Source organism: Selenomonas sputigena ATCC 35185 (assembly GCF_000208405.1).
Lineage (GTDB): Bacteria > Bacillota > Negativicutes > Selenomonadales > Selenomonadaceae > Selenomonas > Selenomonas sputigena.
The window spans coordinates 58,082-82,497 of record NC_015437.1; the positions used below are offsets into that span (position 1 = coordinate 58,082).

At 49.6% G+C, this 24,416-nt stretch carries 24 protein-coding genes and 1 tRNA gene; 20 read left to right on the forward strand and 5 right to left on the reverse strand.

The features are described 5' to 3' along the window. The first annotated feature begins 51 nt into the window (after window positions 1-51). The 11 genes from SELSP_RS11790 (at window position 52) to SELSP_RS00320 (ending at window position 11,342) form a co-directional block, all read left to right on the forward strand. Window positions 52-708, forward strand: a complete 657-nt coding sequence (locus SELSP_RS11790) for a formyltransferase family protein (RefSeq protein WP_013740475.1) — start codon at window positions 52-54, stop codon at window positions 706-708. Window positions 709-719: 11 nt separating this feature from the next. Beyond that, a complete protein-coding gene (locus SELSP_RS00275) occupies window positions 720-1,406 on the forward strand; it encodes a hypothetical protein (protein ID WP_006192687.1) in 687 nt (228 codons plus the stop codon). Next, window positions 1,399-2,088 carry a PIG-L deacetylase family protein gene (locus SELSP_RS00280; protein WP_006192688.1) on the forward strand — a complete coding sequence of 230 codons (690 nt, stop codon included), beginning with the start codon at window positions 1,399-1,401 and terminating at the stop codon, window positions 2,086-2,088. The genes SELSP_RS00275 and SELSP_RS00280 overlap by 8 nt, the downstream gene beginning before the upstream one ends. 10 nt (window positions 2,089-2,098) lie before the next feature. Next, window positions 2,099-3,124: a pseudaminic acid synthase gene (gene pseI, locus SELSP_RS00285; RefSeq protein ID WP_013740476.1), complete on the forward strand. Its 1,026-nt coding sequence runs from the start codon at window positions 2,099-2,101 to the stop codon at window positions 3,122-3,124. A gap of 286 nt (window positions 3,125-3,410) precedes the next feature. Next, the gene (locus tag SELSP_RS12365) at window positions 3,411-3,893 is read left to right on the forward strand and encodes an acyltransferase (RefSeq protein ID WP_169304913.1); all 483 of its coding nucleotides are present in this window, start codon (window positions 3,411-3,413) and stop codon (window positions 3,891-3,893) included. A gap of 38 nt (window positions 3,894-3,931) precedes the next feature. After that, window positions 3,932-5,245, forward strand: coding sequence for a sugar phosphate nucleotidyltransferase (locus SELSP_RS00295; RefSeq protein ID WP_013740477.1), 1,314 nt, complete (start codon window positions 3,932-3,934; stop codon window positions 5,243-5,245). Window positions 5,246-5,364: 119 nt separating this feature from the next. Next, window positions 5,365-5,769 (forward strand): integrase core domain-containing protein, encoded by a 405-nt coding sequence (locus tag SELSP_RS00300; RefSeq protein ID WP_006192692.1) that lies wholly within the window; start codon window positions 5,365-5,367, stop codon window positions 5,767-5,769. A 232-nt stretch (window positions 5,770-6,001) separates the two neighbouring features. Further along, window positions 6,002-6,616, forward strand: a complete 615-nt coding sequence (locus tag SELSP_RS00305) for a DUF6338 family protein (protein ID WP_013740478.1) — start codon at window positions 6,002-6,004, stop codon at window positions 6,614-6,616. A gap of 734 nt (window positions 6,617-7,350) precedes the next feature. Continuing rightward, window positions 7,351-7,911: an SLATT domain-containing protein gene (locus SELSP_RS12125; RefSeq protein WP_013740479.1), complete on the forward strand. Its 561-nt coding sequence runs from the start codon at window positions 7,351-7,353 to the stop codon at window positions 7,909-7,911. A gap of 215 nt (window positions 7,912-8,126) precedes the next feature. Beyond that, the gene (locus tag SELSP_RS00315) at window positions 8,127-10,034 is read left to right on the forward strand and encodes an AbiA family abortive infection protein (protein ID WP_013740480.1); all 1,908 of its coding nucleotides are present in this window, start codon (window positions 8,127-8,129) and stop codon (window positions 10,032-10,034) included. A gap of 366 nt (window positions 10,035-10,400) precedes the next feature. Next, entirely contained in the window at window positions 10,401-11,342 is a 942-nt protein-coding gene (locus SELSP_RS00320) for a hypothetical protein (protein ID WP_006192697.1), read from the forward strand. Between the two features lie 55 nt (window positions 11,343-11,397). On the opposite strand, the gene SELSP_RS11800 is transcribed toward SELSP_RS00320, so the two are convergent. Further along, window positions 11,398-11,607 carry a type II toxin-antitoxin system RelE/ParE family toxin gene (locus SELSP_RS11800; protein WP_268741245.1) on the reverse strand — a complete coding sequence of 70 codons (210 nt, stop codon included), beginning with the start codon at window positions 11,605-11,607 and terminating at the stop codon, window positions 11,398-11,400. Between the two features lie 226 nt (window positions 11,608-11,833). Between SELSP_RS11800 and SELSP_RS00325 the strand changes: the two genes are divergently transcribed. The 3 genes from SELSP_RS00325 to SELSP_RS00335 all read left to right on the forward strand — a co-directional run bounded on the left by SELSP_RS00325 (window position 11,834) and on the right by SELSP_RS00335 (window position 15,188). After that, the gene (locus SELSP_RS00325; protein ID WP_013740482.1) at window positions 11,834-13,111 is read left to right on the forward strand and encodes an AAA family ATPase; all 1,278 of its coding nucleotides are present in this window, start codon (window positions 11,834-11,836) and stop codon (window positions 13,109-13,111) included. Between the two features lie 50 nt (window positions 13,112-13,161). Then, window positions 13,162-13,764, forward strand: a complete 603-nt coding sequence (locus tag SELSP_RS00330; protein ID WP_232362355.1) for an RloB family protein — start codon at window positions 13,162-13,164, stop codon at window positions 13,762-13,764. 122 nt (window positions 13,765-13,886) lie between these two features. Then, window positions 13,887-15,188: a metallophosphoesterase family protein gene (locus SELSP_RS00335; RefSeq protein WP_006192701.1), complete on the forward strand. Its 1,302-nt coding sequence runs from the start codon at window positions 13,887-13,889 to the stop codon at window positions 15,186-15,188. Between the two features lie 44 nt (window positions 15,189-15,232). Here the strand turns inward: SELSP_RS00335 and SELSP_RS00340 are convergent, their stop codons facing one another. Next, window positions 15,233-15,511, reverse strand: coding sequence for a type II toxin-antitoxin system YafQ family toxin (locus SELSP_RS00340; protein WP_006192702.1), 279 nt, complete (start codon window positions 15,509-15,511; stop codon window positions 15,233-15,235). 1 nt (window position 15,512) lies between these two features. Beyond that, window positions 15,513-15,782 carry a type II toxin-antitoxin system RelB/DinJ family antitoxin gene (locus SELSP_RS00345; protein ID WP_013740483.1) on the reverse strand — a complete coding sequence of 90 codons (270 nt, stop codon included), beginning with the start codon at window positions 15,780-15,782 and terminating at the stop codon, window positions 15,513-15,515. A 381-nt stretch (window positions 15,783-16,163) separates the two neighbouring features. Between SELSP_RS00345 and SELSP_RS00350 the strand changes: the two genes are divergently transcribed. From SELSP_RS00350 to SELSP_RS00375, 6 genes are all read left to right on the forward strand, one after another. Continuing rightward, a complete protein-coding gene (locus SELSP_RS00350; protein ID WP_013740484.1) occupies window positions 16,164-17,993 on the forward strand; it encodes a phosphoethanolamine transferase in 1,830 nt (609 codons plus the stop codon). Continuing rightward, window positions 17,990-18,748, forward strand: a complete 759-nt coding sequence (locus SELSP_RS00355; protein WP_006192706.1) for a sulfite exporter TauE/SafE family protein — start codon at window positions 17,990-17,992, stop codon at window positions 18,746-18,748. The genes SELSP_RS00350 and SELSP_RS00355 overlap by 4 nt, the downstream gene beginning before the upstream one ends. Before the next feature lie 113 nt (window positions 18,749-18,861). Continuing rightward, window positions 18,862-19,278, forward strand: coding sequence for a hypothetical protein (locus SELSP_RS00360; RefSeq protein WP_006192707.1), 417 nt, complete (start codon window positions 18,862-18,864; stop codon window positions 19,276-19,278). A 258-nt stretch (window positions 19,279-19,536) separates the two neighbouring features. Continuing rightward, window positions 19,537-19,613 (forward strand) — tRNA-Val (locus SELSP_RS00365). 300 nt (window positions 19,614-19,913) lie between these two features. Then, window positions 19,914-21,746 (forward strand): M48 family metalloprotease, encoded by a 1,833-nt coding sequence (locus SELSP_RS00370; RefSeq protein ID WP_013740485.1) that lies wholly within the window; start codon window positions 19,914-19,916, stop codon window positions 21,744-21,746. Between the two features lie 90 nt (window positions 21,747-21,836). Continuing rightward, window positions 21,837-22,055, forward strand: coding sequence for a hypothetical protein (locus SELSP_RS00375; protein ID WP_006192710.1), 219 nt, complete (start codon window positions 21,837-21,839; stop codon window positions 22,053-22,055). Window positions 22,056-22,670: 615 nt separating this feature from the next. On the opposite strand, the gene SELSP_RS00380 is transcribed toward SELSP_RS00375, so the two are convergent. Together SELSP_RS00380 and SELSP_RS00385 are read right to left on the reverse strand one after the other, a co-directional pair. Continuing rightward, on the reverse strand, window positions 22,671-23,561 hold the full coding sequence (locus tag SELSP_RS00380; RefSeq protein WP_407635828.1) for an MBL fold metallo-hydrolase: 891 nt from the start codon (window positions 23,559-23,561) through the stop codon (window positions 22,671-22,673). Beyond that, on the reverse strand, window positions 23,558-24,415 hold the full coding sequence (locus tag SELSP_RS00385; protein WP_006192713.1) for a hypothetical protein: 858 nt from the start codon (window positions 24,413-24,415) through the stop codon (window positions 23,558-23,560). The genes SELSP_RS00380 and SELSP_RS00385 overlap by 4 nt, the downstream gene beginning before the upstream one ends. Between the last annotated feature and the right edge of the window lies 1 nt (window position 24,416).

The window sequence follows — 24,416 nt, forward strand, 5'->3', positions numbered from 1 at the left end:
GTATGAATCTTCATTTGTATATTTGCTGCAGTCTAAAGGGAACGGATGAAAATGTATAAAATTGCTATTGTCACAGATGAACAATCATGGATTAAACCGTATATTGAAAGGCTTGAGCGAGATTTGCGTAGTATGGGTCATACTGTTGTTTGCCGATATGATTTCGATACGGAGAATTCCTACGATTTTGTATTTTTGCTAAGTTATCAAGAAATTATAAAAAAGGAATGGTTATGCTTAAATCGCCATAATCTTGTGGTTCATGAAAGTGATTTGCCACAGGGGAAAGGATGGTCCCCATTGACGTGGCAGATTCTTGAAGGAAAGTCACAGATAACAATTACACTTTTCGAAGCAGATGAACATGTCGATGCAGGAAAGATTTATTTGCAGAAAAAGATGTGTTTTGATGGGACTGAATTGATTGATGAGTTGCGCAGAGTTCAAGGAGAAACAACCCATGCACTTTGCACTGCATTTGTTCAAGATTATCCGGACATTCTACGAACAGCCAGAAAACAAGTTGGAGAAGAAAGTTTTTATCCGCGGCGGAGAGCAAAAGATAGTCGTCTTGATTTAGATCGAACGATTCGCGAACAAATAAATCTTTTTCGTGTTGTAGATAATGACCGGTATCCAGCATTTTTTGAGTGGATGGGGTATCGCTACTATCTAAAGATTAGTCGTGAAAAAGAGGATTTGTTATAGGGGTTGAAGTTATGCATATGGTCATTGTTTCTAATAGGGCATGGAATCGTCGATTTGTGCCTGAGATTGAAACTCGGACAGGTATAAAAGTAACCTATTTGGAGCAGCGAGATGATGTATCGCAGGAAAAAATGACAGCACTTTCTCCTAGCTGGGTGTTCTTTCCTCACTGGTCTTATATTATCCCTGCAGAAGTTTACGAAAACTTTCGCTGCGTGATTTTCCATATGACAGATTTGCCCTTTGGGCGTGGTGGAAGTCCTCTGCAAAATCTTATTGTGCGCGGCATTTACGAAACAAAGATTACGGCGCTTCGCTGTGTTAAGGAGCTTGATGCAGGTCCTGTTTATATAAAACGCCCTCTTTCTCTTTGGGGTAGTGCGGAGGAAATCTATTTGCGTGCCGGAGAGATTACAAAAGAGATGATAATAGAACTGGTGCAAAAGAATCCTGTACCTCATGCACAGATGGGAGAGGGACTTGCTTTTAAGCGTCGGACTCCTGCAGATGGCAATATAGGAAATCTCGAGGACCTTTCACAGGTGTTTGACTACATTCGTATGCTTGATGCAGATGGCTACCCGCCGGCATTTCTTCAGATGAATCATTTACGAATGGAATTTTCGCGTGCATCCTTAAAGGATGGATGTGTTTTGGCAGACGTTAAGATTACGATATGGGAGGAAGAAGATGTCTAAGCGTGTTCTTGTTGTTGCAGCTCATCCGGACGATGAGGTTCTTGGTGTAGGCGGTACGATTATTCGCCATGCACAGGTGGGGGATACGGTTAGGATTCTCCTTATGGCGGAAGGGCTGACAAGCCGTGCAGACCAGCGTGATGTTGAGAGCTTTCAAAAAGGACTGGATGCTTTGCATAAAAATGCGCAAAGCGTTGCACATGCGCTGGGAGCAGAAAGCATACAGCTTGCAAACTTCCCGGACAACCGCATGGATTGTGTTGAACTCTTGGATATTGTCAAGGTAATTGAGAAAGAAATTGAAGATTTTCATCCTGAAATCGTTTATACACATCATGCAGGTGATGTAAATATTGATCATGTACAAACGCATAACGCTGTTGTTACGGCTTGTCGCTCGCTGCCAGGAAAGAATGTTAAGGAGCTTTGTTTTTTTGAGACGCCATCGAGTACGGAATGGCAGATGCAGACGAGTGATAAGGCGTTCCTCCCTGCACTTTATGTAGATATAAGCAATACGTTTGCACAGAAAATAAAAGCGCTCGAACTTTATGCATCAGAGATGCGTGACTATCCTCATCCGCGCTCCTATAGAGCGGTGGAAATTCTAGCACGCTATCGTGGCTATGCAGTAGGTATCGAATTTGCTGAAGCGTTTTCAGTGGGACGCATCATTCGCTAGGAGGATGGATATGTGGAGCAAGGAAGGAATGCCTTTTATCATAGCAGAGATGTCGGGCAATCATAACCAGTCTCTTGAGCGTGCGCTTGCAATCGTCGATGCTGCTGCGGCAGCAGGGGTGGATGCGGTTAAGATTCAAACGTATACGGCGGATACGATGACGCTTGATATTGCTGCAGGTGAATTCTTTATTGCAGATCAAGAGAGTCTTTGGAAGGGCGAGTCGCTTTATCGCCTTTATGAAAAGGCTCATACTCCGTGGGAATGGCACAAAACGATTTTTGATCGTTGTAGAGAACATGGAATTATGGGGTTCAGCACCCCGTTTGATGATTCTTCAGTTGATTTTCTAGAAGAGCTTGATGTGCCATGCTATAAGATTGCATCCTTTGAGAATGTGGATCTTCCACTTATTCGTAAGGTCGCCCGGACGGGGAAGCCGATGATCGCGTCAACGGGTATGACGACGGTTTCGGAACTTGAAGATCTCGTTCGAGTAGCGCGTGAGAATGGCTGCAGAGATCTGACATTGCTTAAATGTACGAGCAGCTATCCGGCTTCGGCAGAAGGAACGAATCTCCGAACGATTCCTCATATGAGGGAACTTTTTAACTGTGGGGTTGGCTTGTCCGATCATACGCTTGGCATTGGCGTCGCTGTAGCCAGTATTGCACTGGGGGCAAGTGTTATAGAAAAGCACTTCACGCTGTCGCGTGCTGATGGTGGCGTAGATGCGGCGTTTTCTCTGGAGCCGGATGAGATGGCGCAGCTTGTTCGAGAATGTCGGGCTGCTGCTCTTGCCATGGGGGAAGTGCGCTATGAGATAGCAGAGCAGGAGAAGAAATCGCTTCGATTCAGGCGCAGTCTCTATATTGTGGAAGACATGAAGGCCGGTGATGCTATAACAGAGGAAAACGTAAGACGTATCAGACCGGGACACGGGCTTTCGCCGAAGTATAATGGGATGATTCTTGGCAAGCGTATCAATCGTGATGTAAAGCGTGGGACTCCTATGTCTTGGGATTTGTTGATGTAAGGTTGCTGGAATGTAATGTTTGTATTGTCAATATTGCTCTTGCGATGAATAATGATACAGTATAGTGAAAAGTTGGACGGATGACTATGCTTATTTGTAAGAAAATGAAGTGGCGCTTGATATTTCTTTATATATTAGGCTTACCCAAGACGATATATTTTAACTTAAGATATTTTTCTTTATGGGATGCCTTGCATTTGCCCGTTTTCGTATCTCATCGTGTGCTGCTTCGTAATTGCAGGGGTGTATACAGATATCTGCGCCAATTCGAACACGCATGGTTCAAATGGGGTTCGGGCATGTTGGAATTTTTGATGCAAGATATTCAAGAAGCATCTGGGAAGTTAAGGGAGAGATTGAATTTCAGGGAGAAGTAAGGCTTGGGCATGGGACAAGAATCTCTGTAGGGGAAAAAGGAACGCTTGTTTTTTCTGCGGGAGTAGATATAACCGCTGAAACAGCGATCGTTTGTCAAAGAAAAATATCCTTTGGTGAGGGTACATTGATTTCATGGGATAACTTGATTATGGACACAGATTTTCACCATGTCATCAAAAATGATGAAATTATCAATCCTCCTGCAGAAATACATATTGGAAAACATGTTTGGATTGGCTGTAGGTGTACGATCCTAAAAGGAAGCGTTATTGCGGACAAGACGATTGTTGCAGCGGGTAGTCTGATTGCCAAAAAATTTACGAGAGGAAACGTTATTATTGGGGGCATATCTGCAAAAGTCCTGACAGATGAGGTTGAATGGATGGCGTAGTTGATTGACTCGTGCTAATGGTAAAATGGAGTGATGAGATGCAAATCGTTTTACTGTCCGGCGGAGCGGGCAAACGCTTGTGGCCGCTTTCCAATGATCTTTACTCTAAGCAATTTCTCCGCATCTTGAGACGCGAAGATGGGACGCTGGAATCGATGATTCAGCGTGTCTGCCGTCAGGTGCAAAGTGTTGCGTCCGATGTGCCGATTACCGTTGCAACGGGGCGGGAACAAGTCTCGTTGATTCGCCGCCAACTTGGTTCTGGCGTGAACATCTCGGTGGAGCCATGCCGGCGCGATACGTTTCCGGCGATTGCCTTGGTTTCTGCCTATTTGCATGAGGTGCGCGGTATTCCTCTCGATGAGGCTGTGGCGATTTGTCCTGCTGATCCTTATGTCGATGAGGGATATTTTCGTGCCGTTGTGCAGTTGCTTCAGGAAGCTGAGAGGGAAGGTTCTGCGAATCTCATTTTGATGGGGATCGAGCCGACGTATCCGAGCGAGAAGTATGGCTATATCATGCCTGTTTCGCAGGAATCGCAGAGTATGGTGCAGTCGTTCAAAGAGAAGCCGGATAAGGAGAAAGCTGCAGAATACATTGAGCAGGGCGCGTTGTGGAACAGCGGCGTATTCGCGTTCAAGCTTGGCTATGCGCTTGATAAGGCTCGTGAGTTGCTGGATTATACAGACTACGAGGATTTGTTTAATCGCTATGAAGAGCTTTCCAAGATCAGCTTTGATTATGCTGTAGTTGAGAAAGAGAAAAATATTGCAGTTCAGCGTTACAGTGGCACTTGGCTTGATATAGGCACATGGAATACGCTCGCCGAGGTGATGCCGGAGCATACGATCGGTCGCGTCACGATGGACGAGACTTGCAGGAATGCTCATGTCGTGAATACATTGCCGATACCCATCCTTTGCATGGGGGTGAAGGATGTTGTGGTGGCAGCGAGCCCGGAAGGTATCATCGTTTCGGACAAGGAGCGATCCAGCGCAATGAAGCCCTATGCAGAGCGGCTTCATACGCCGGTGATGTATACGGAAAAGTCATGGGGCGAGTTTCAGATCGTCGATGCGGAGACGGAGAGCCTGACCATCAAGATCACGCTGAGTCCGGGGCGAGCGCTCACCTATCATTTGCACGAGCGCCGCGATGAAACGTGGACGGTGATTGAAGGCCGCGGTTGGGTGAAACTCGATGGCAATGAATTCGCCGTCGCCGAGGGACAGACGGTGCGGATTCCGAGGGGGGCTTTCCATACGATACGCGCGGAGACGCTACTGAAGGTGATGGAGATCCAGACGGGCGAGGATATCGATGCGGAGGATAAGATCGTGTGGGGAGGGTGACGGAATGGTACGGTATATGCAGGAAAATGGAGTTGGTTTATAGAAATAAAGAGAAGAGGAGTACGCAGTAGTTTCTAGAATTGGAAGAAGAGCATTGAAAGTCCATCGGAACAGAAGATATGGATTTATGGAATGATGAGCTGATTGCACATTCGTTTTCGTCCAAGCGCGGCGATCGTATGACCTATCTCAATGGTTTGCAGGATGTCATCGAGTTCAAGAAGCAATATCCAAAGCAGGAGCTTGTTCTTCATAGTGACCGAGGCTCTGTATATGCTTCCAAGAGCTACAACGAACTCCTGCCCATGTATAACATCACTAGATCCATGTCCAGAGCCAGCACGCCAACGGACAATGCCGCCATGGAAGCCATCAACGGATGGGTAAAGGCCGAGTTGTTTACGGATCTGCATATCACATCTGCAGACGATGTCCCTGGGCAGGTCACCGAATATATTCGATTCTTCAACGAAGAGCGTCCCGCATACGCCCTTGGATACCTTACTCCAAATCAGTATAGGTAACGCTTCGCGCCCAAGTGCGGAAGAGCCGACACTTGATAAACGGTCATTGTGAATAGATTCCGTAGACATCCAAACCAGTATAAAAATCTCGGTCTTCAACGGTTGTCTAACACTTCGATAAGATTTGTCTGACATACAGGTTTCCATGACTATTTTTGGAATTTTTGTGTCCAGTTTTTGTTGATAAGTGCAACATGCAGGAATTTTGAGCTACTTCATAGGGGGGGCTTAAATGGAATTATCTGAATATACATTTCGATTAATGTTATTGTTCCTTCCAGGGATAATTGCTTTTATTATTATTGATAATTTAACGATACATAAAGAGACGAAACTTCATCATTGGGTAATCTATTCATTTCTTTTAGGTTTTGCAAGTTATTTTCCGTGGACACTTCTATGTGAAGTTCATGCTGTCGTTTATGGTGGAAATTCTTTTTCAAAGTTTTTGTCACTTCTGGTGAACTATGATGCAACCATAAATTTTTATGAAGTTTTCATTGCCACGATGTTTTCTGTTGTCTTAGGGCTTTGTATTACAAAAATAATAAATCGCAGACTGTTATTTAAGGCCGCATCCGTATTACGAGTTTCAGATAAGTTTCCTGAGGTGGATGCATGGGTAAATTGTCTTGCATGTTATAATCCTGTGTGGGTTCGTGTGAGAGATATTGAACATAACCGAATCTATCAGGGACGGTTGGCGTCTACGTCTGATCCGACAGAACGGGATGGGATTGTCTTGGAAGAGACGGTGATATATAATGAGCAAGGAATGAAATTGTATCAGGTTCCAGTTGTTTATATTCCTAAAAAGATGGAAGATGTGATCATTGAATTTATTTGAAGGAGAATCCATATGAACGATAAAGATGTCATCCTTACAGAAGGTAGGCAGATTCAAAAAAATCAAGATAGTCAATTTGATCAGATTCGTGGAGTCCAGATCTCATCTACGAATCAGCCTAGTGTGCATCTAACGCCAGGGAATGTGAAACCTCCTCCTCCGGCACCGATTTCGCCTAATAATAGATGATGGGGTGCATAGTGTTTTGTTCGCTGTATTGTGACATTGCACCTTGTCTATGGCGTCTAAAGAAACGACAAGGTGCTGACCTGACCGCATTTTCGTGGAGGGGATTGATGCGTCACAGAGGTCGCTGAAAAAGCAGGCGCGGGCTTATCGGTTTGCCCTGTTGAATAAAATCAGCGAGAAATATAACTGCAGTCCTTAGTATCAGATCGAACATGCACCAGCGGAGAAGCATATTCCGATTGAGGCGGACGCGGGAACAGGAAAGAAGTTTTCCATGGTTTCCTGCGTCGCTTTTTTGTACCTCGTGAAGGAGCGAGCGGGCAGCGAGTTCTATCAGCTGGAATTGACGCTCGATTTTTACAAACTGCTTTTTGCAGAACGATGCGACAATTAAACTTGTAATCTTCCGCTATGATACGGCATACTGAAAAATCGTTTACACAAAACTCTTGATACACCCCTAGAGAGTGGTGATTTGCCGATAGAGAAAGATTGAGGACGGGGATGTTCTTAGAAAGATATTGAGGGGAAATGGTGGAATGAATATGACGTATAATGTACATAGGCATATTGTTAGGCAAAAGATTATTGAAGCTGCAGCGAGAATTGTATACACCTATACAGCACATTGGAAAATTGTAAATCGACTCCAAAGCAGATACGAAGAATTCAAAATAGCACAGATTGCTCTAACAGCAAGTGCTTCGTGCGGATTTTTAACAGCTTTGATTAAAGGGAGCTCTTGTGTTACCGAAATAGGAGGAATGTTAGGCGGAGCTTGTTCTTTTTTATCTTTGTGTTTGAATCTTTATATGCTAAATTTTGATTTGCCGAATCAAATTAAACAACATACAGAGGCTGCAAATGAACTTTGGGAGATACGCGAATGTTATGTTGCTTTTATTACTGATTTTGATATGTTATCTGATGAAGAAGTGCGATCGAGGAGAGATGATCTTACGAGAGTAGTAGCACAGGTGAATAAAAAATATCCTGGCACAGACAGAAGGAGTTATGCAGAAGCGAGAGTAGCACTTAAAGAAAAAGAAGAACAAACATTCAATAAAGGAGAGGCAGAGAGATTACTCAATTTGATGGATGATTAACCCGAACAGATTGAATGCTACAACGAGTATTTTATATCGAACAGGTCAATAGTCAAATCTATATTCATAGTGACACTCAGTCAATGAACTATCTTAGGAAAATCTTATATATGTGTAAAATTTAATAATACTGACAGTCGGTGTTATGGCGATGCACATTGTACAATCGTGTGACTGGAGTAAAGCTGGCGTTAATTTGTGGGGGAGGTAACTTGATGTTTGATATCAGCTATACCGATTGGAAAAGTGTATGTGAGATGTGCTTTAATTTAAAACAGAATACATGTAAAGCTTATTTGCAGTGGTTTCCCTTTGGTGAGCTTCCTTATCAAGATAAAAAATATATATGTAGTGAAAAGTTTTATAGGAAATATATTCAAAATCCAGCAGTATTTTTGTATTCGAAAACTATGTATCAAACAGAAAATTTCTTGCAGAAAACAGATGGAAGTTTTAGGGAGTCTTTTTTAGTTAGCCCTTTGCTATATTTACTTTTACAAGGAATAGGAAAGGTGATTCATGATCAATATAGCTCACAACGTTCTTCAGAAATTTCTGTTTATTATGCAGGGAGTTATGAGGATAAGAATATGTGTGCTAGTTACAAACCGTCTTATGATAGATTTTTTAAAATATTGAATATTTATGCTAAAGAATATAAATATTTCATTAAAACAGATATTGCGAATTTCTTTTCTAATATAAAAATAAATAAGCTAATCTCCCATGTTGACGCAATATGCAATCGTGAGAAAATAGCATTTTCTCAAATGCAACTGACTCTTTTTAAGGAAATTCTTAATTATTGCGGAAATGGACAGTTTCCGCTTATTGAAAATAGTGTAGCCTCGTCTTTTTTATCGACAATTGTTTATCTTGATGATATTGATGCTGCACTTTATAAATATATTTCGACTAAAGTGAAGTGCATCTGTAGCTTTCGTATGGTTCGATATGTAGATGATATGTATATCTTATTTTCATCAGAAAGTGCTTTCGAAGAGTTACATGAAACGTATAATATAATTAAAAATGAATACTCTTCTATCTTAAAGGGGAAAGGTTTGGCACTCAATATGAAAAAGTGTTGTTTGAAAGAAACGACAAAACTTAAGGGCGAGTTGAAAAAATCGCTTTATGATAGAAGCTTTCAAGAGGAGAAATGGCGTATAAAAAATACTTTTGTAAGTGAAATAGGGAGTTTTTTGGATGCATTGCTAGAGGAGTTATCGAATGATAGCCTTGATACAGAACGGTACAATGAAATAATAGATAAATATTTTAGCTTAAATGATATGGAGGTTACTCCGGATGAAATTTTCAATTCTGTAATATACGAAAGCAGAAATAATCTAATGTGGCGGAATCCATTTATTGTGGATAAAATTATGCGTTTGATTAAAAAGAATATAGCATTTATTACTCTCGATCCAAAACGCTTAACATCAATGATTCTAAAGACAAGGGAAGAGAAAGTAATAAAGGCATTTTTGGCACAGCTATTTAAGAAGGATAAAAATGATACTTGGAATGCGTATGATACAACTATTACAATCTCTTATCTAGTACAGCGTCGGTTTCGGCATGGCGATTTATTGCATGTGCTCAATCGCCGACACCCACATCTTTTTCAGTATTATGAGAACTATTGCAGAAAGAGCTTTATTGCCGATTTGCGAAAGGGAGAGAATTGGAGGCTTATAACAGCACTGGTTCAAGATCAAATTGCATATTATTTATATTTTATGTATTTATGTGAATATAAAAAAGGAAATTTTATGACATCATTCGCTTACTATAAAAGTTATTTTGATCGAGTGACAGCAGACCTAGCGTTTCTTCGCAATCCAAAAGGTGAGAATAAACCTAAATATCGCAAGTTTTATAAGAAAAAGCGACTATGTGAGTTCTATGAAGAGTTTGATGATAGTGCATATAATATCATTGATAAGGCTCAGGCTTTAAGATATGCCAATCCCTTGACACATTCTTCAAGTGAATTATTGAGCGATGAAAACACTTCAGAAAGACTAAAACAAAGCATAAGAGAATTATCGACACTTCTAGATAGATATATTGCCCAATATGATACAAGAGTAAATTCTAGCAAATTATTTTGCTAAAACTGTATATCTAGAGTGTACTCTACACATCACAGTATCACGAATAAATGCGAATGCTCCAATTATAGTATGATAAAGCATATGCTACAAGGTTCGAATGATGCCGGATCTGCATCAGTGTGTAGATGGAACATGTTGGAACACCGTGCGGAAACTAACAGGAAGATGTTGAAAATAGGGCTGCAGCAAAGCTTGTACGGTCCATGCAGGAAAATGAAGACATCTTATAGCAGGAGAGACGTATCGATAGCGATAGTCATAGATGGTACTGTCAATGAAGATGAGCCGCGTATTTGTCAGGAGAAAAGGGAATTTTGCAAAGGATCAAAAAGGAGGCAGGTTGGCCTATAGGAAGAAACGGAGGCGATGACAGTGGCGAAGAGCAATAGTGAGAGGTTCTACGAGGGGTTTCAGAGGTTTTTGACACAGTCGGGACATGAGCAGCCGACGGATGACGAGATGGATGCGTTGCTGCAGGAGTATGTGAAGCTGATGAATGAAGGCTCGCCGCTTCTCGCGTCGATGGCGGAAGAGGAGTCGGCGGATGTGTTTTTGGATCGTGCGCAGGAGGCAAAGAGTCGGAGGGAGCGTCTGAAGTGGATCCGGAAGGCGCGCGAGATTGAACCCGATCATGTGGATGCGGCATTGGCGGAAATCGAGATGACGGCCAAGAATCCGTACGAGGAAGAGATGCTTCTTTTTGAATTGCAGCAAAAGGCTGAGAAGCAGCTGCGTGAGCAAGGGGATTTTGGCAAGGAGGCCATCGGCGACTTCTGGCTCATTGTAGGAACGCGCCCGTATATGCGGGTTTGTCATGCGTATGTGGAAACCTTGCTGGTGAATCGCAAGATGCGCCTTGCCGCTAAGGAGTGCGAGTCGATGCTTCGCCTTTGTTCGAGGGACAATCTCGGTATTCGCTATACGCTCATTCATATTTATGCGTATCTTGAGGAGGAAAAAGCGGCGCAGAAGATCTTCAAAAAGTATCATGGGGCGGAGGAGACGCGCCTTCCGTTGTCCATGGCGCTTCTTTCTTACAAGCTGGGGAAAGAGGAGGCGGCGCGGCGGTATCTGCAGATGCTGCTTGATAATACTGCGGATGTGAAGAAGTTCTTTTCCGCTTATGGTACGAAAAAGATGGAGACGTATACAGAGACCTTGAGCCCGTATAGTTATCGGCCGCATACGATGGAGGAGCTTTTCTTGATTTTTACCGATCATCTCTATGCTTATGGAGATTCGCCTGCTTTCTTCTTTTGGGCTAAGATGGCGCTTCGCGGCATGAAGAGGTCGGCGGGCAAGGGGTGAAGGGTCTATCAGCGCCTCGAACGCACGGAGGGATTTTCCGACATAGGCGAGGCGTTCATGCCCGTCTTCGATGCGCTCGGCGTCGACCTCGTGTTGACGGTTCGCGGAAGTCCTTCATATTTCCGCCAAGTGTATGATCTCGATACTGCTCCGGCATGGCAGAGCATTTTTGCAGTAACTGTAATGTCTTGATGAGTTTGGAGATGTCTTTGCCTCGTTTTTTCTCGCGGCGGACATCTCTTTTCATACGATTCGTATAGACGATCTCGTACTATACGCAAAAATGTCCACTTTGTGGACAAAAGTGCGCCGCCCTTACAGAAGCCTAGCCAATCGGTCTGCGCCTGCGGCTTGACTTCTTGGGGCTTCATAGTAGAATTATACTAAGTGGATGTCGTTCATGCTATTTTATTTTCCAAAGAGATGGACATTTCAAAGATTACAGTAGATTATTAGTCTGCGAAGTTCGAGTTAATAAGGGGAGGGATAGAGTGTTATTACAGTTTAGTGTATCTAATTTTCGATCCATCAAAGATGAAGTTGTATTGAGCATGCTGGCGAACGAAAATGATGATGAACATACAGAATGGTTATGCAGCGTTGGCGCAGAGCGCTTGATACCCGTTGCTGCAATATATGGAGCGAATGCAGCAGGGAAAAGCAATATATTGATTGCGATGGCTGTGGCAATCAAGCTCATCCGCTACTCGGATTTGCGGGGAATCAATAATACTTTGCCGGATGTTGTTCCGTTTCTGTTTGATGAAGAAATGCATACGCAGCCAACACGGTTTGATTTCATTTTTGTCTATAAGGGGAAGAAGTATCAATATGGCTTTTCGGCCGATAAATACAGGATTATGGAAGAATATTTGTATGCATACGAATCGTCGGAGGCGACAAAGATATTTGAGCGAAAAGGTATGAATCAATATTCTTTTCCCGAAGACGATGAGAAAAGGTTCAATGAATATGCAGAAAAAAATACGGCCAATAAATTGTTCCTTGCAACGGCGACCTCGTGGAATTGCGCGGAAACGAAAGAGCCGTATATGTGGTTTGCAGAGGCGATTGATGTATATAATTTTGAGCGCATTCGCTCGGAAGGGCTTAATATTATCGAAGAGGCAGATCAATCACTGAGAGATTTTCTTATGAAGACGTTAAAAGATTCTGATTTCAACATTTCGGATTACACCTTTGAGGATGTACCTTGGACGCTAGCGGAGTTTAGGCAGAGCGGTATGTCTGATGTGGCCGCAGAATCGCTTCAAAGACAGATGTTGGAGGACGGAGGGAAAAGATATAGGATTACGGCGAGGCATGCGATAAGAACAAAAGCTGGAAACCAGTATTTTGATTTGCCTTTACAAGAAGAATCTTCTGGAACAGAGCAGATGTTTTTTGGAGCCGCATTGATCAAGCGGGCGATGGAATCGGAAAAAACAATCATCGTTGATGAGCTTTCTGCAGGCTTGCATCCGCTTCTGCTGCAGGCAATCATAAAAATGTTTTATGACAAGGAACTCAATCAAACAAATGCTCAACTCATTTTTAGTACGCACGACATCAGTCTGTTCAACTTAGATTTGTTCCGTCGAGATCAAATCTATTTTGTGGAGAAAGAGAATTCCACAGGCATATCTACGCTGTATTCTCTGGATGAGTTCTCTCCTGCACCTGTACGAGAAGATAATGTTCAGGAAAGTTATCTCCAAGGACGATATGGAGCGATCCCTATTATTTCATTGGAGGACACAATATGGTGAGGCGCAGTGCACAAAGACAGCGAGGGGAAAGGACGCTTCCGGTAAAGCGCATGGTATTGATTGGGACAGAAGGAAGGAATAAGACTGAAGAAAGTTATTTTAAAAACTTCAATCAAATACAGAATCAGTTCATCGTCAAATTTTCTTCAGGCAATTCCACGGATGCTGTGGGGATAGTGGAAGACGTAAAGAAGAGCCGTGATAAGAAAAGAAATTTTCGACACGATGATCTGGCCTTTGCTGTCTTTGATGCCGATCTTTGGCGAACGCAAGGCAATCAAATCCAGGAGGCACTTCACTATGCCAAGAGGCAAAATATAGAGGTAATCTTATCCAATCCATGTTTTGAGGTTTGGTTCGTCTTGCATTTTGAAGATGGCAAGTCACCGTATAATTCTAGCAATGGGGTCATCGACAGATTGAAACAGCATATTCCTGATTATCAAAAGAACAAGGACATCTTCGGACTATTACGAGAAAGGATGAACGAGGCGATTTACCATGCCGAACAGTTACGTGAATACCATGAAGGGAAGAAAACATCAGAGCAGAACCCCATGACCGATGTGGATCGAGTGGTGAAGCTGCTGTGCGGTACTGGAAGGGGAAATTCTCGCTCCGGAGGAGTGCATGTGGGAAGTCTGGGCAAATAAAATGTGCAGATGGATGCGTTGTTGCGATTTTTCGATAATGACAGTGCGAATGTAGGAAGATGAGGAAATGAATTTATCGGTGACGATTTAAAAAAGTGCATCGACGTTTTAAGGAGCGGGACATGGCAACGGAACATCAATTCAACCGCCGCACATTCCTCAAGCTTGCGGGCGGTGCGGCGGTTCTTGCGGGCGGCGGCTTTTTGGCGCAGAGGTTCGATGTCTTCGGACAGGCGGCGAAGCGGCTCGACAAGATGGCGAATCCTCGAAAGATCGAGGCGGACTTCGTCCGGCAGATCATCACGCGCGATTCTTCCGTCTCGCGCACGATCATGTGGCAGTCGGAGGCGGCGGAGAGTGCGGCGGCGGTCGAGTGGCGCGAGGTGGAGACGACCCTGGTGCAGCGCGCGGCGGCGACGAACGAGGATTTCACGGACGATGGACGCGCGGCGGTGCTGCATGCGGCGGGTATTGAGGGGCTGATGCCGGGACGGCGCTACGAGTATCGGCTGGTGAACGGCGAGGAGGCGAGCGAGTGGCGGCCTTTGACGACGCCGGCGGAGAGCGATAACTTCAAGGCGCTGATCTTCCCCGATTCGCAGTCGAGCGATTATTCGGTCTGGCGAGACGTCGCGCAGGGAGCATGGCAGCGCAATCGGGATGCAGGCTTCTTCGTCAACATGGGAGATCTCGTCGATAACGGCGAAGATCATACACAGTGGGATGCATGGCTCTCGGCGGTCGCGCCCATGATCGAGCAGATTCCCTTTGCGCCCGTCATGGGCAATCATGAGACGTACGACAGGAATTGGCAAGTGCGCCTGCCCGAAGCGTACTTGCAGGAGTTCGCTGTGCCGGACAACGGCAGTGAGGCGTTCTCGCGCTATTATTATTCGTTTGATTACGGGACTTGCCATTTCGCTGTGCTCAATTCGCAGATGGACGAGGTGGCGGATTTCAAGCAGGGGCTTTTGGAAGAGCAGCTCGCGTGGCTGCCCAAGGATATGGAGAAGAGCCGCAAGCGGTGGAAGATCGCGCTCCTGCACAAGGATGTGCTGCAGTATCGCATCCATGACCGCCCCGAGCGAAAGGAGGGATTTTCCTACTTCGGTGAGGTCTTCATGCCTGTCTTCGACGCGCTCGGCATCGACCTCGTATTGACGGCGCACCTGCACACCTATCACAATCGCGGTCATATCGAGGCATTCCGCCGTTCGCCGAAAGGCCCCACCTACATCTTGACGGGCGTCGCGGGCGATGTGCGCTATCCGAATCTCTGGGTCGATCATGCGCTCGATGAGGTAGTCGCGCCGCAGCCCGAGACGGACAATTATCTCGTATTGGAAGCGAAAGACGCGCAGCTCGTGGTCGAATGCTTCCTGCCCGACGGCACGAGGATCGACCGCGTGGAAATGGTGAAATAATTGACGAGAGCATATGGCCTGAAAAAAGTGGCTAGGAAAGCAGTTTATTCGCCGAATAAATCAGCATGTGTTCCTGTGGCGGTTGCTAAAAGAATGAGCATGTCCTCATGAATTTGGTATATCAGCAGCCAATCCGGTTCGATGTGACATTCGCGGAAGTCCTTCAGATTTCCGCCAAGTGCATGATCTCGATACTGCTCCGGTATGTCAGAGCCTTTTTGCAGTAACTGTAATGTCTTGATGAGTTTGGAGATGTCTTTGCCTCGCTTTTTCGCGCGGCGGACATCTCTTTTCATGCGATTCGTATAGACGATCTCGTACATGCTAATCCTCCAGCATGGATGCTACGGCTTCGTCGGCTGAATCGAAGGGACCGTGCAAGTTGCGGCGTTGGCGGCTGTCCTCGACGGCTTCTTTCAGATCCGCAGGGAGTCCGGTATGCGGGTGTGCGATGGGGAAGGGGATTCCCTCATGTGCGATGGCGGCTTTGAGGAAGATCTGTATGGCCGTGGACGTATCAAGGCCGAGGCTGAAGAACAGCCGATCGGCATTTTCCTTGACGGCATCGTCTACGTTGATTTGGAGAGTCGTCATGATAGTACCATCCTTTCTTTCATTTATCATCTATCATCGTAAACTATACGCAAAAACGTCCACTTTGTGGACAAAATTGCATCGCCCTTACAGAAGCCTAGCCAATCGGTCTGCGCCTGCGGCTTGACCTCTTGGGGCTTCATCGTAATGTTTGCGAAGGTTCTTTATGTCAATCATACGCGTCTCCTGCGGAAATCCATGTAGATAGAAAAGACTCTTTTACCATTATAGCAAAAAACGTCATCATGGAAAATCCTCTTGACGAAAGCGGGGGCTTTCCTTATACTTAGAAGAACGTGGGGGAGTCCGTTTCGACCTTTGACAATGCGGTGCGGCGGCTCTTTTTCCAAATTACAACATAGACAAAGGATGCGGTTTTCCATGCGGTTTTCCATAGAGGAGAAGAACGAGGGCATGCGGTATGTTGTAGCGGCTTTCGTTTTTTATTTTGCGCTCGTTTCTTTCTACATCAATATCGGCGAGGACATGACGCCGGCCAATTATCTGCCGTGGCTTCTGCCTGTGATCGGTGCGCTCGCGCTCTTCCAGTACGGCGCACGAAAGCGGCTGTTTTCGCTGAATCACGCGCCGCATCTTTTCGCAGGCGTCTTGTGGTGCGTGACGTTCCCGCTGCTTTACTCGTGGTCGTACGCTACGCCGTGGTACGTCTCGCTCATACGGCTCGACTTTCTGTGCGGCACGGGAATCTTTCTCTTGCTCGCTTCTTGGCAGTCGCTGGCATTTTCGTACGGAAAGCTCTCGCGCCCTGTCGCCGCGCTCTTCGCCGCGCTCGACTTCGTGTGCCTTGCGATTCCCTTCGTGCAGATCGTCTACTTCTCGATTTACCAGCACTGCCTGACGCCCGCGTCGCTCATGGCGCTCTATCTGACGAATCCCGACGAGAGCGTCGATTTTCTTGAGGCGATGCTCGGCATCCCCGCACTGATTGGTATCGTCATCGCTTTTCTCGCATTCCTGTGGCTCTGCTATCGCGGCAACATGCGCCAAGCGCGTCATCTGGCGGCGCATCCGCTGACGGCGGGCAAGCGGGCGGCGCTCTTCCTGCTCGGCTGCGTCCTCGGCGTCTACATCCCGTTCTTTGTCTTGCCGGAGACGTCGATCGCGCTGAGCTGGAAGGAGGTCTCCGACTACGTCGCCGAGACGCAGGAGTACAGCGCCTACTATGACGAGCGCTTCGCCGGACTCAAGCTCGATACGCCCGAGGACACGCTTGCCGCCAAGGCGCCAGGCACGGTGATCGTCGTCATCGGCGAGTCGGCGTCGCGCACGTTCATGAAGGCGTACACGCCGACGTTCCCCTACGATGATACGCCGTGGCTCGCCGCACGCATGGAAGATCCCGATTTCGTCGTCTTCCGCCACGCCTATTCGTGCTGGTCGCAGACGGTGCCTGTCTTGCAGCGCGCGCTGACGGAGCAGAGCCAGTACAATGACAAGGAATTCTACGACTCGACTTCGCTCATCGACGTGGCGAAGAAAGCGGGCTACAATACGTACTGGTTCAGCAATCAAGGGCGCTACGGGCAGTACGACAGCGCCATCACGCTCGTCGCGAAGACGGCGGACCGTGCGGAGTGGGTCGATGATTCGTACCTCTTCACGGAGAAATATGACGAGAATCTTCTGCAGTATCTGACCGAAATCGACGGCTCGAAGAACAACTTCATCGTGCTGCACATCATGGGCAGCCACATCTACTACAACAACCGCTATCCCGCCTCGTTCGAGCGCTGGGTCAATGCGGCGGGCGGCGCGGGAACGAATGCCGAGTCGTATGCGAACAGCATCCTTTACACGGACGACAATTTGCGGCGCATCTTCGAGTACGCACGCGACAATCTGAACCTGCAGGCGATGGTCTATTTCTCCGACCATGGCGAGGACTTGGAGATTTCGCACAATCCCGACGTATTCAACTTCCACATGGTGCGCATCCCGATGTTCGTCTACATGTCTCCCGCCTGCCAGGCGGCGGAGCCTGCGGTCGCGGCAGCCTTGAGGGGTCACGAGAGCCAGTACTTCACGAACGACATGATCTACGACACGGTCGCCGGCATCTTGCACGCGCAGTCGAACCATTACGATGCGACGCAGGACTTCTCTTCGAGCGCCTATCGCTTCACGCGCGACAATCTGACAACGATGCTCGGGCAGCACGCGCTGACGGAGGATGTGGAGGAAGAAAAATGATTTTCTTCTCGATGCTGATCTTGGGAGCGCTCATCGGCTTCGTCGGTGCGGGCGGCGCGGGCGTCGTCATCACGCTCCTGACCGTCGGCTTCGGCGTGCCGATCCATACGGCGCTCGGCGTCGCGCTCGCCTCGATGCTCTTCACGATGCTCTCGGGCGCCGTCAGCCACTTCCGCGAGGGCGAGGTCGTCGTCAAGACGGGCGCGGTGCTCGGCGCGGGCGGCGTCCTCGGCGCACTCTTGGGCGCGGAGGTGTCGAACGTGATGCCGTCGGAGGAGCTTGGCTTTCTGACGGCGCTGATGCTGCTCCTGTCGGCATTCACGCTCTACATGAAGGTCTATCGCGCCGATCTCCTCGACCGCATCTTCCATGTGCGCGGCGAGCTTCTTGCAGGCAGGAAGCTCGTCGTCTACGGACTGACACTCGGTTTCGTCAACGGCTTTCTGTCGGGCGCGTTCGGCATCGGGGCGGCGGCCTTCATCCAGCTCACGCTGCTCTGCGTCTTCGGCGTGCCGCTCCTGCAGTCGATCGGCACGTGCATGATGGTCATTCTGCCGATTTCGGCGGCGGGCGGGCTCGGCTACATGATGAACGGGCGGCTCGATCTCGCCATCTTCGTGCAGACACTCTTTGGGCTGATGATTGGGGCTTTCGTCGGAGCAAAATGCACACATCTCGCTCCACGCCCTTTATTGAAAGCCGCTATCGTTGGAATGCCGACGATCGGCGGTTTCATCATGCTCTTCTTCCGTTGAAATACCGCTGTTTTTCCATCGTGCAGGAAAAATAGCGGCTTTTTACTATTTTCTCCTAAATCATTCTGGACTAGGGAGAAAAGTCGTGGTATAATAAAATTGGAGGGAAAGCAATGGAAGATAGCACAAATTTGCGCGAATGGACGCGCCATGATATAGAAAACTTAGATGAAAATGTCCGCCGTGTGAGCGAGCGCTTGGCGAGCGGCGAGGCGAAGCTGGCAGCGATCGACGAGAAGCTGGCGGAGTTCGATGCACATTTCGCGGCGCTCGACCGCCGCTTCGCCGAGCTGAACGCACGCTTTGAGGCGTTCAATGCGCGTTACGAGGCGGCGAGCGGGCAGATTTCGGAACTCGAAAAAGAGACGCAGGAAGCGTGCCGCATGACGCAGGAGGTACGTCGCAGCACGGCCTACATCAACGCGCGTCTGGAAGCCCTGGAAATGGCGGCGATGGCGGTAGACCTCGCGCCGCACCGCGAGGCGCTCAAGGTGCTGCAGGTGACGGGTGGCAAGGAAACGATGCATTGAGGGAGGGCTGTGCATGAACCGGATCCGGCTTGTGCACAGCTTCTCTTTTTGTGTGCGAAGAAAGTCGCCGCATACACGATTCGTATGCGGCAGCTTCGTATACTGCGGCTGCGTAAGCTGCCAATGGTTTGGCGGGACGATGCGACAATGAAACTTGCAATCTTCCCATGAAATAATTTCCGTAAAAAAACACTTGCATTTTCCTCCGGCTTTCTGTATAATACATTTTGTTCGCAGGTACGAGCCTGCACAACATACGCTCGGTTAGCTCAGTTGGTTAGAGTATCACATTGACATTGTGGGGGTCACTGGTTCGAATCCAGTACCGAGCACCATTCGCTTATCAAGCAGTCATCTTCGGATGGCTGCTCCTTTGTTATATAGGAAGTTAAAAGGCATCCTCGATTTCATGAGGAAACGCTGATAGACGCAACGCCGATCCGGCGGAACTCAGATGACTTGTGACAGTGAAAACTACACGCACAAACGTCCACTTTGTGGACATTGTGCGCCGCCCTTACATGAAAGAGCCAATCAGTCTGCGCCTACGGCTTGACTTCTTGGACTTTCATGGTAAATTCGTCGCTTCGTCAAGAAAATGTTGAATGAAGCAACTTTCTGAGGAGGAATCAACCATGAAGATCGGGAAAAAACTTTGCGCCGCCATTCTTGCCGGCCTCTTGAGCATCGCACCGCTCGCGCCGCACTTTCCCCTTGCGGCGCAAGCTGAGGCGGCGGCGCTCAATCCCGTGATGATCGGCATGTCTGCCATCGGCGGCTTCCTCGCCTACCAGGGCACGCTCAAGGAAATGCTTGCCATCGGCAACAACGTCGACTACCAGATCAGCGGGCTCAAACAGGACATGGAGGAAAACGGCGAGGACAAGGACGCCCTCGACCGCGAGGTCGTCGACTGCGTGCTCGGCCGGATCACGGAACACGGCGAATACGCGCTCTCCATCAACTCCCTGCCCTTCCTGTGGCGCGTGAACGCGGGCGCGGCCTTCAACGCCGCCTGCTATCCGACCGACTACATCACGGTGAACCGCGGTCTCGTGCGTGCGCTGCACCACGACGAAGACGAGCTTGCCGCCGTCCTCGGCCACGAGATGACGCACGGCCTTCGGCAGCACAGCGCGAAGAACTACGCCAAGGCCGTCGCCGAATCGTATGCGGGAATCGCCATCGGCTCGGCGGCGGACAACCTCGACTGGCAGAAGCTCAATGCCGTCGTCGGCTACGCCATCGCCAAGGACGTGACATTGCCGAGCGAGCTTGAGGCGGACGAGGGAGGCTTCCACCTCATGACGACGGCGGGCTTCAACCCCGGCGGCGGCGCGGCCGCCATGGCACGCATGGCCTACTACCTGACATACGAAACGCAGGACATCGGCGAGTACCAAGATCCCTTCGAGAATCCCGACGCACCGAACTACAACGATCACCCCGCCATGTACGAGCGCGTCGAGCGCCTTGCCGCCATGATGACGAATTACGGCATGGGGCATGTGACCGTCGAAAACGGCGCGGACGTCCTCATCGACGGCGAAAAGCTCCTCTCGGCCGACTGGGACGCCGACTACAACAACACGACGGAGAACGCCTACCTCATCGCGGGCGGCATCGCCAAGGCGTTCCACGACCACGCCTCCTTCGACGGCTGGCACTTTTCTGCCGCGCCCGGCGCACGCATCGCCTACCTCGACGACAGCCGCGTCTACGAAAAGCTCAAGAAATTCGTCATGCGCAATCATGCGGAAGAGCGCCTCGAAGAACTCGTGCGCAATGCCTATGCGAGCAGCAAGGACAAGGAAATGCGTGAAAAGGTCGCCGCCGAGGAAAAGAAGCGCACGGACGCGTGGCAGAAGATTCGCGAGAATGCGCTCGACGCCAAGGGCGACTACGTCAAGCAGCTGCGCTACAACGCCGACCGCTACAGCGACAACGGCATGGCGAAGGAAGCGCTCTTCCTCATGGAACGCGCCTTCGCCGCGAGAAATCCCGACAACGTCGCCGAAAACTACGCGATCCGCGGCAGAGCCAAAGCCGTCGCAGGCGACTACGAAGCCGCACTCGCCGACTCCAATCATGCCGTCGAGCTCGACGCGGCGAACATCTACAACTTCCTCAACCGCGCCGACGTCTATCGCATGATGGGCGACCGCGAAAAAGCCCTCGCCGACCTCGAAAAATCGCAGGAGATCGACGCGAAGAATCCCTACATCTACAAGATGCGCGGCGAAATTTATAGCGAAATGGGCGAGAAGGAAGCGGCGCTAGCCGCCTACAAGGAATACTGGAAGCAAGCGCCGAATGCGAGCGACATCCCCGATGAGTACATGCAGGAAGTCGATGCCGCAGCCTACGACAAGATCGTCAAGGAGCGCGAGAAGAAGGAACAGGAGAAAAAAGAGAAGGAAGCGGCAAAAAAAGGCACACCTGAAAATAAAATGGGCGAAAAGCCTTAATTTTCTCCTCGAAAGTTTCGATAAAGAAGGAAAGAAGCGTGCAAGCGCTGTATTCATCGTTTCTTCTCTATCGGAAAGGAGATGTAGAAAATGGGCATATTGGCCGCAGTTCTCGTTATCCTGCTTGCTATCCTCTTCCTCGACGACATGGAATTGACGGCGGTATCGCTCATCATCGCCATTCCTCTCGCCGTGACGTACCAACTGACGGACTCCGCTGTTTTGGCGGCCTTCACGACCTTCGGCATTCTCATGCTCTTGGGACTGCTCTACCGCTATCGCGCCGCAGCCCTGCAGATGCGCAAATAGCTTGATCTTGTTCCCTTGCTGCCGGAGCCCTGCCGGACGCTGCATCCGGCAGGGCTTTTCTTTTGCAGGAGCAGTTCTTGAAGCAGCGTATTTCCAAAGATTAGAAGATTCTTTTTTCCGATTTTCGATTTATTTCGTGCAATTCTGTCGACAATGTGCTATACTATGTCTGCGGCAAGTAGACAATCAAGATCTACACGCCTATTCTGCCGTGTTTCACCAAACACGGGGGAGGTAGGCCAGCCACTGATTCTCTCCCCGTGTTTACTATGAAAGTCCAAGAAGTCAAGCCCGAAGGGCGCAGACTGATTGGGTAACTTTCATTAAGGGCGGCGCACAATGTCCACAAAGTGGACGTTTGTGCGTGTAGTTTACTATGAAGCCCCAAGAGGTCAAGCCGAAGGTGCAGACCGATTGGCTAGGCTTCTGTAAGGGCGGCGCACAATGTCCATAAAGTGGACGTTTGTGCGTGTAGTTTACTATGAAGCCGCAAGAACTGGACATTTGTATATGCAGTCTGCATGAAAATCAGCAGGGGTCTGCCCGTAAGTCGAATCCGACTGTGGGCAGACCCCTTTTTCGTTGTTGTCCTGAAGTTTTGCCTGCGACGATGCATCAAGTCAAGGTGAAGCAGGTCGGCACGTCCTGTGCCGCGAGCACGATGTTTTCCTGCCGGACGTTCTGCTGCGCAAGGATCGTGCGCACGGTCTCCTCAACGAGTTCGGGACGGTTGTTCTCCTGGCTCATGTGCGCGAGGAAGACGGCGCGCGGACGCTTCTTGAGGCGCACGAGCGCCCAGGCCGCCGCGCTGTTCGACAGGTGGCCGCGGTTCGAGAGGATGCGCTGTTTCAAGTGCCACGGATAGGAGCCGCGCTGCAACAGCTCGCGGTCGTGGTTGGCTTCTAAGATCAGTGCGTCCGCGCCTTCGATGGCGGTCATGACGTCGTTTGTCAAAAAGCCGAGATCGGTCGCGAGCGCACACTTCTCGCTGCCGCAGACGGCGTAGCCGACGGGCGAGACGGCGTCGTGCAGCGTGGAAAAGCTCTTGACCGAGACCGCGCCGAGCATGACATTGCCGGTGAGCGGCGTGAACGTGTCCTCGGGCACGGCAAGGCTCTCCCTTATGGCGCGGAGCGTCGCGGGCGGCGCGAAGAGCGGCAGGTGATACTGCTTCAAGAGCGTCGGCAGTCCCTTGATGTGGTCGCTGTGCTCGTGCGTGATGAAGACACCGTCGAGGGAGGCGGCGTCGACGCCGAGGTCGGCGAGCGAGCGCGTGATGCGGCGTGCGCTGATGCCGGCGTCGATGAGGAGGCGTGTGCCGTCCAGCTCGATGTACGCGGCGTTTCCCTTGCTGCCGCTCGCGAGCATGGCGACGCGCAGGCCGCGCTCGGCGCTTTTTGGCACAGTCGCCTGCTGCTGCACAGGCTGCGCTGCCATCGCACAGGCGCGCGCCGCGAGAGACTCGGCGGCACGCAGGAAGCCGCCGCTCGTCATGGCGCCGCTCAAGGGCGCTTGACCCCGTTCGGCAGGATGAGGAAGGAGGCGCTTTTCTTTTCAGCGAGGAGCGAGGGCGGTTCCTTTTGCGCATCTTCCTCGGCGTCCTCGATCATGCCCTGCGTTCGCTGGCTTGCTTCCTGCAGGCGCAGCAGCCCTTCCATGAGGCCGATGTCCTGCTTCTTTGCGAGTGTTTCCAAGGCGGTCGCCGCGTGCTGCAGGAACTTTTGCAGCTGGTGCGTCTGCTCGTCCTGCTTGCGCTCGCGCTCCTTCGCCGCCTCGCCGTTGTCGCGCTGCGCCGTATCCAAGGAAGCGATGCGTCCCGAAAGCGCCTCGTGCTCGCGCTCGATGTCCTCGGCGATCTGTCCGGCTGTCTCCACGAGGCCGATCTCGATGGCGGAGTGACGCTTCAAAAGGTCGGCGAATCCCTGCTCCTGCGTGCTCGCCACATACTGCAGGGTGAGCGCGAGGGAGTCCTTGAGATCCTGCGTGCCCTTTTCCTGCGCCGTGTGCAGTGCGGCCATCTGACGCGCGATCTCCTTCTGCATCATCGTGCCGAGTGCGCTCGTGTCGATGCCGGAACCGCTGCGGAAGGCGGAGAGGTCGCGCGGCAGGCTGCGGGCGAGGGCGTTGATCTCGCGCACGAGTCCCGCCTGCATCGCGTCGAGACGTTCGGCGACCGAGCGCTCCACCTCGTCGATGCGGCTGAGGATGGAGCGCTCGCGCCGGATCGAGTCGCGATCCTGCTGGCGGCGCGCGTCGTGCATGTCGTCGATCGCCTGCTCAAGCTCTTCGAGCCGCTTTTCCAAGTCCTTCTTGTCCTCCGCGGTGATCAGCCCTGCCCGCGAAAATATGCTCTTGCCCATC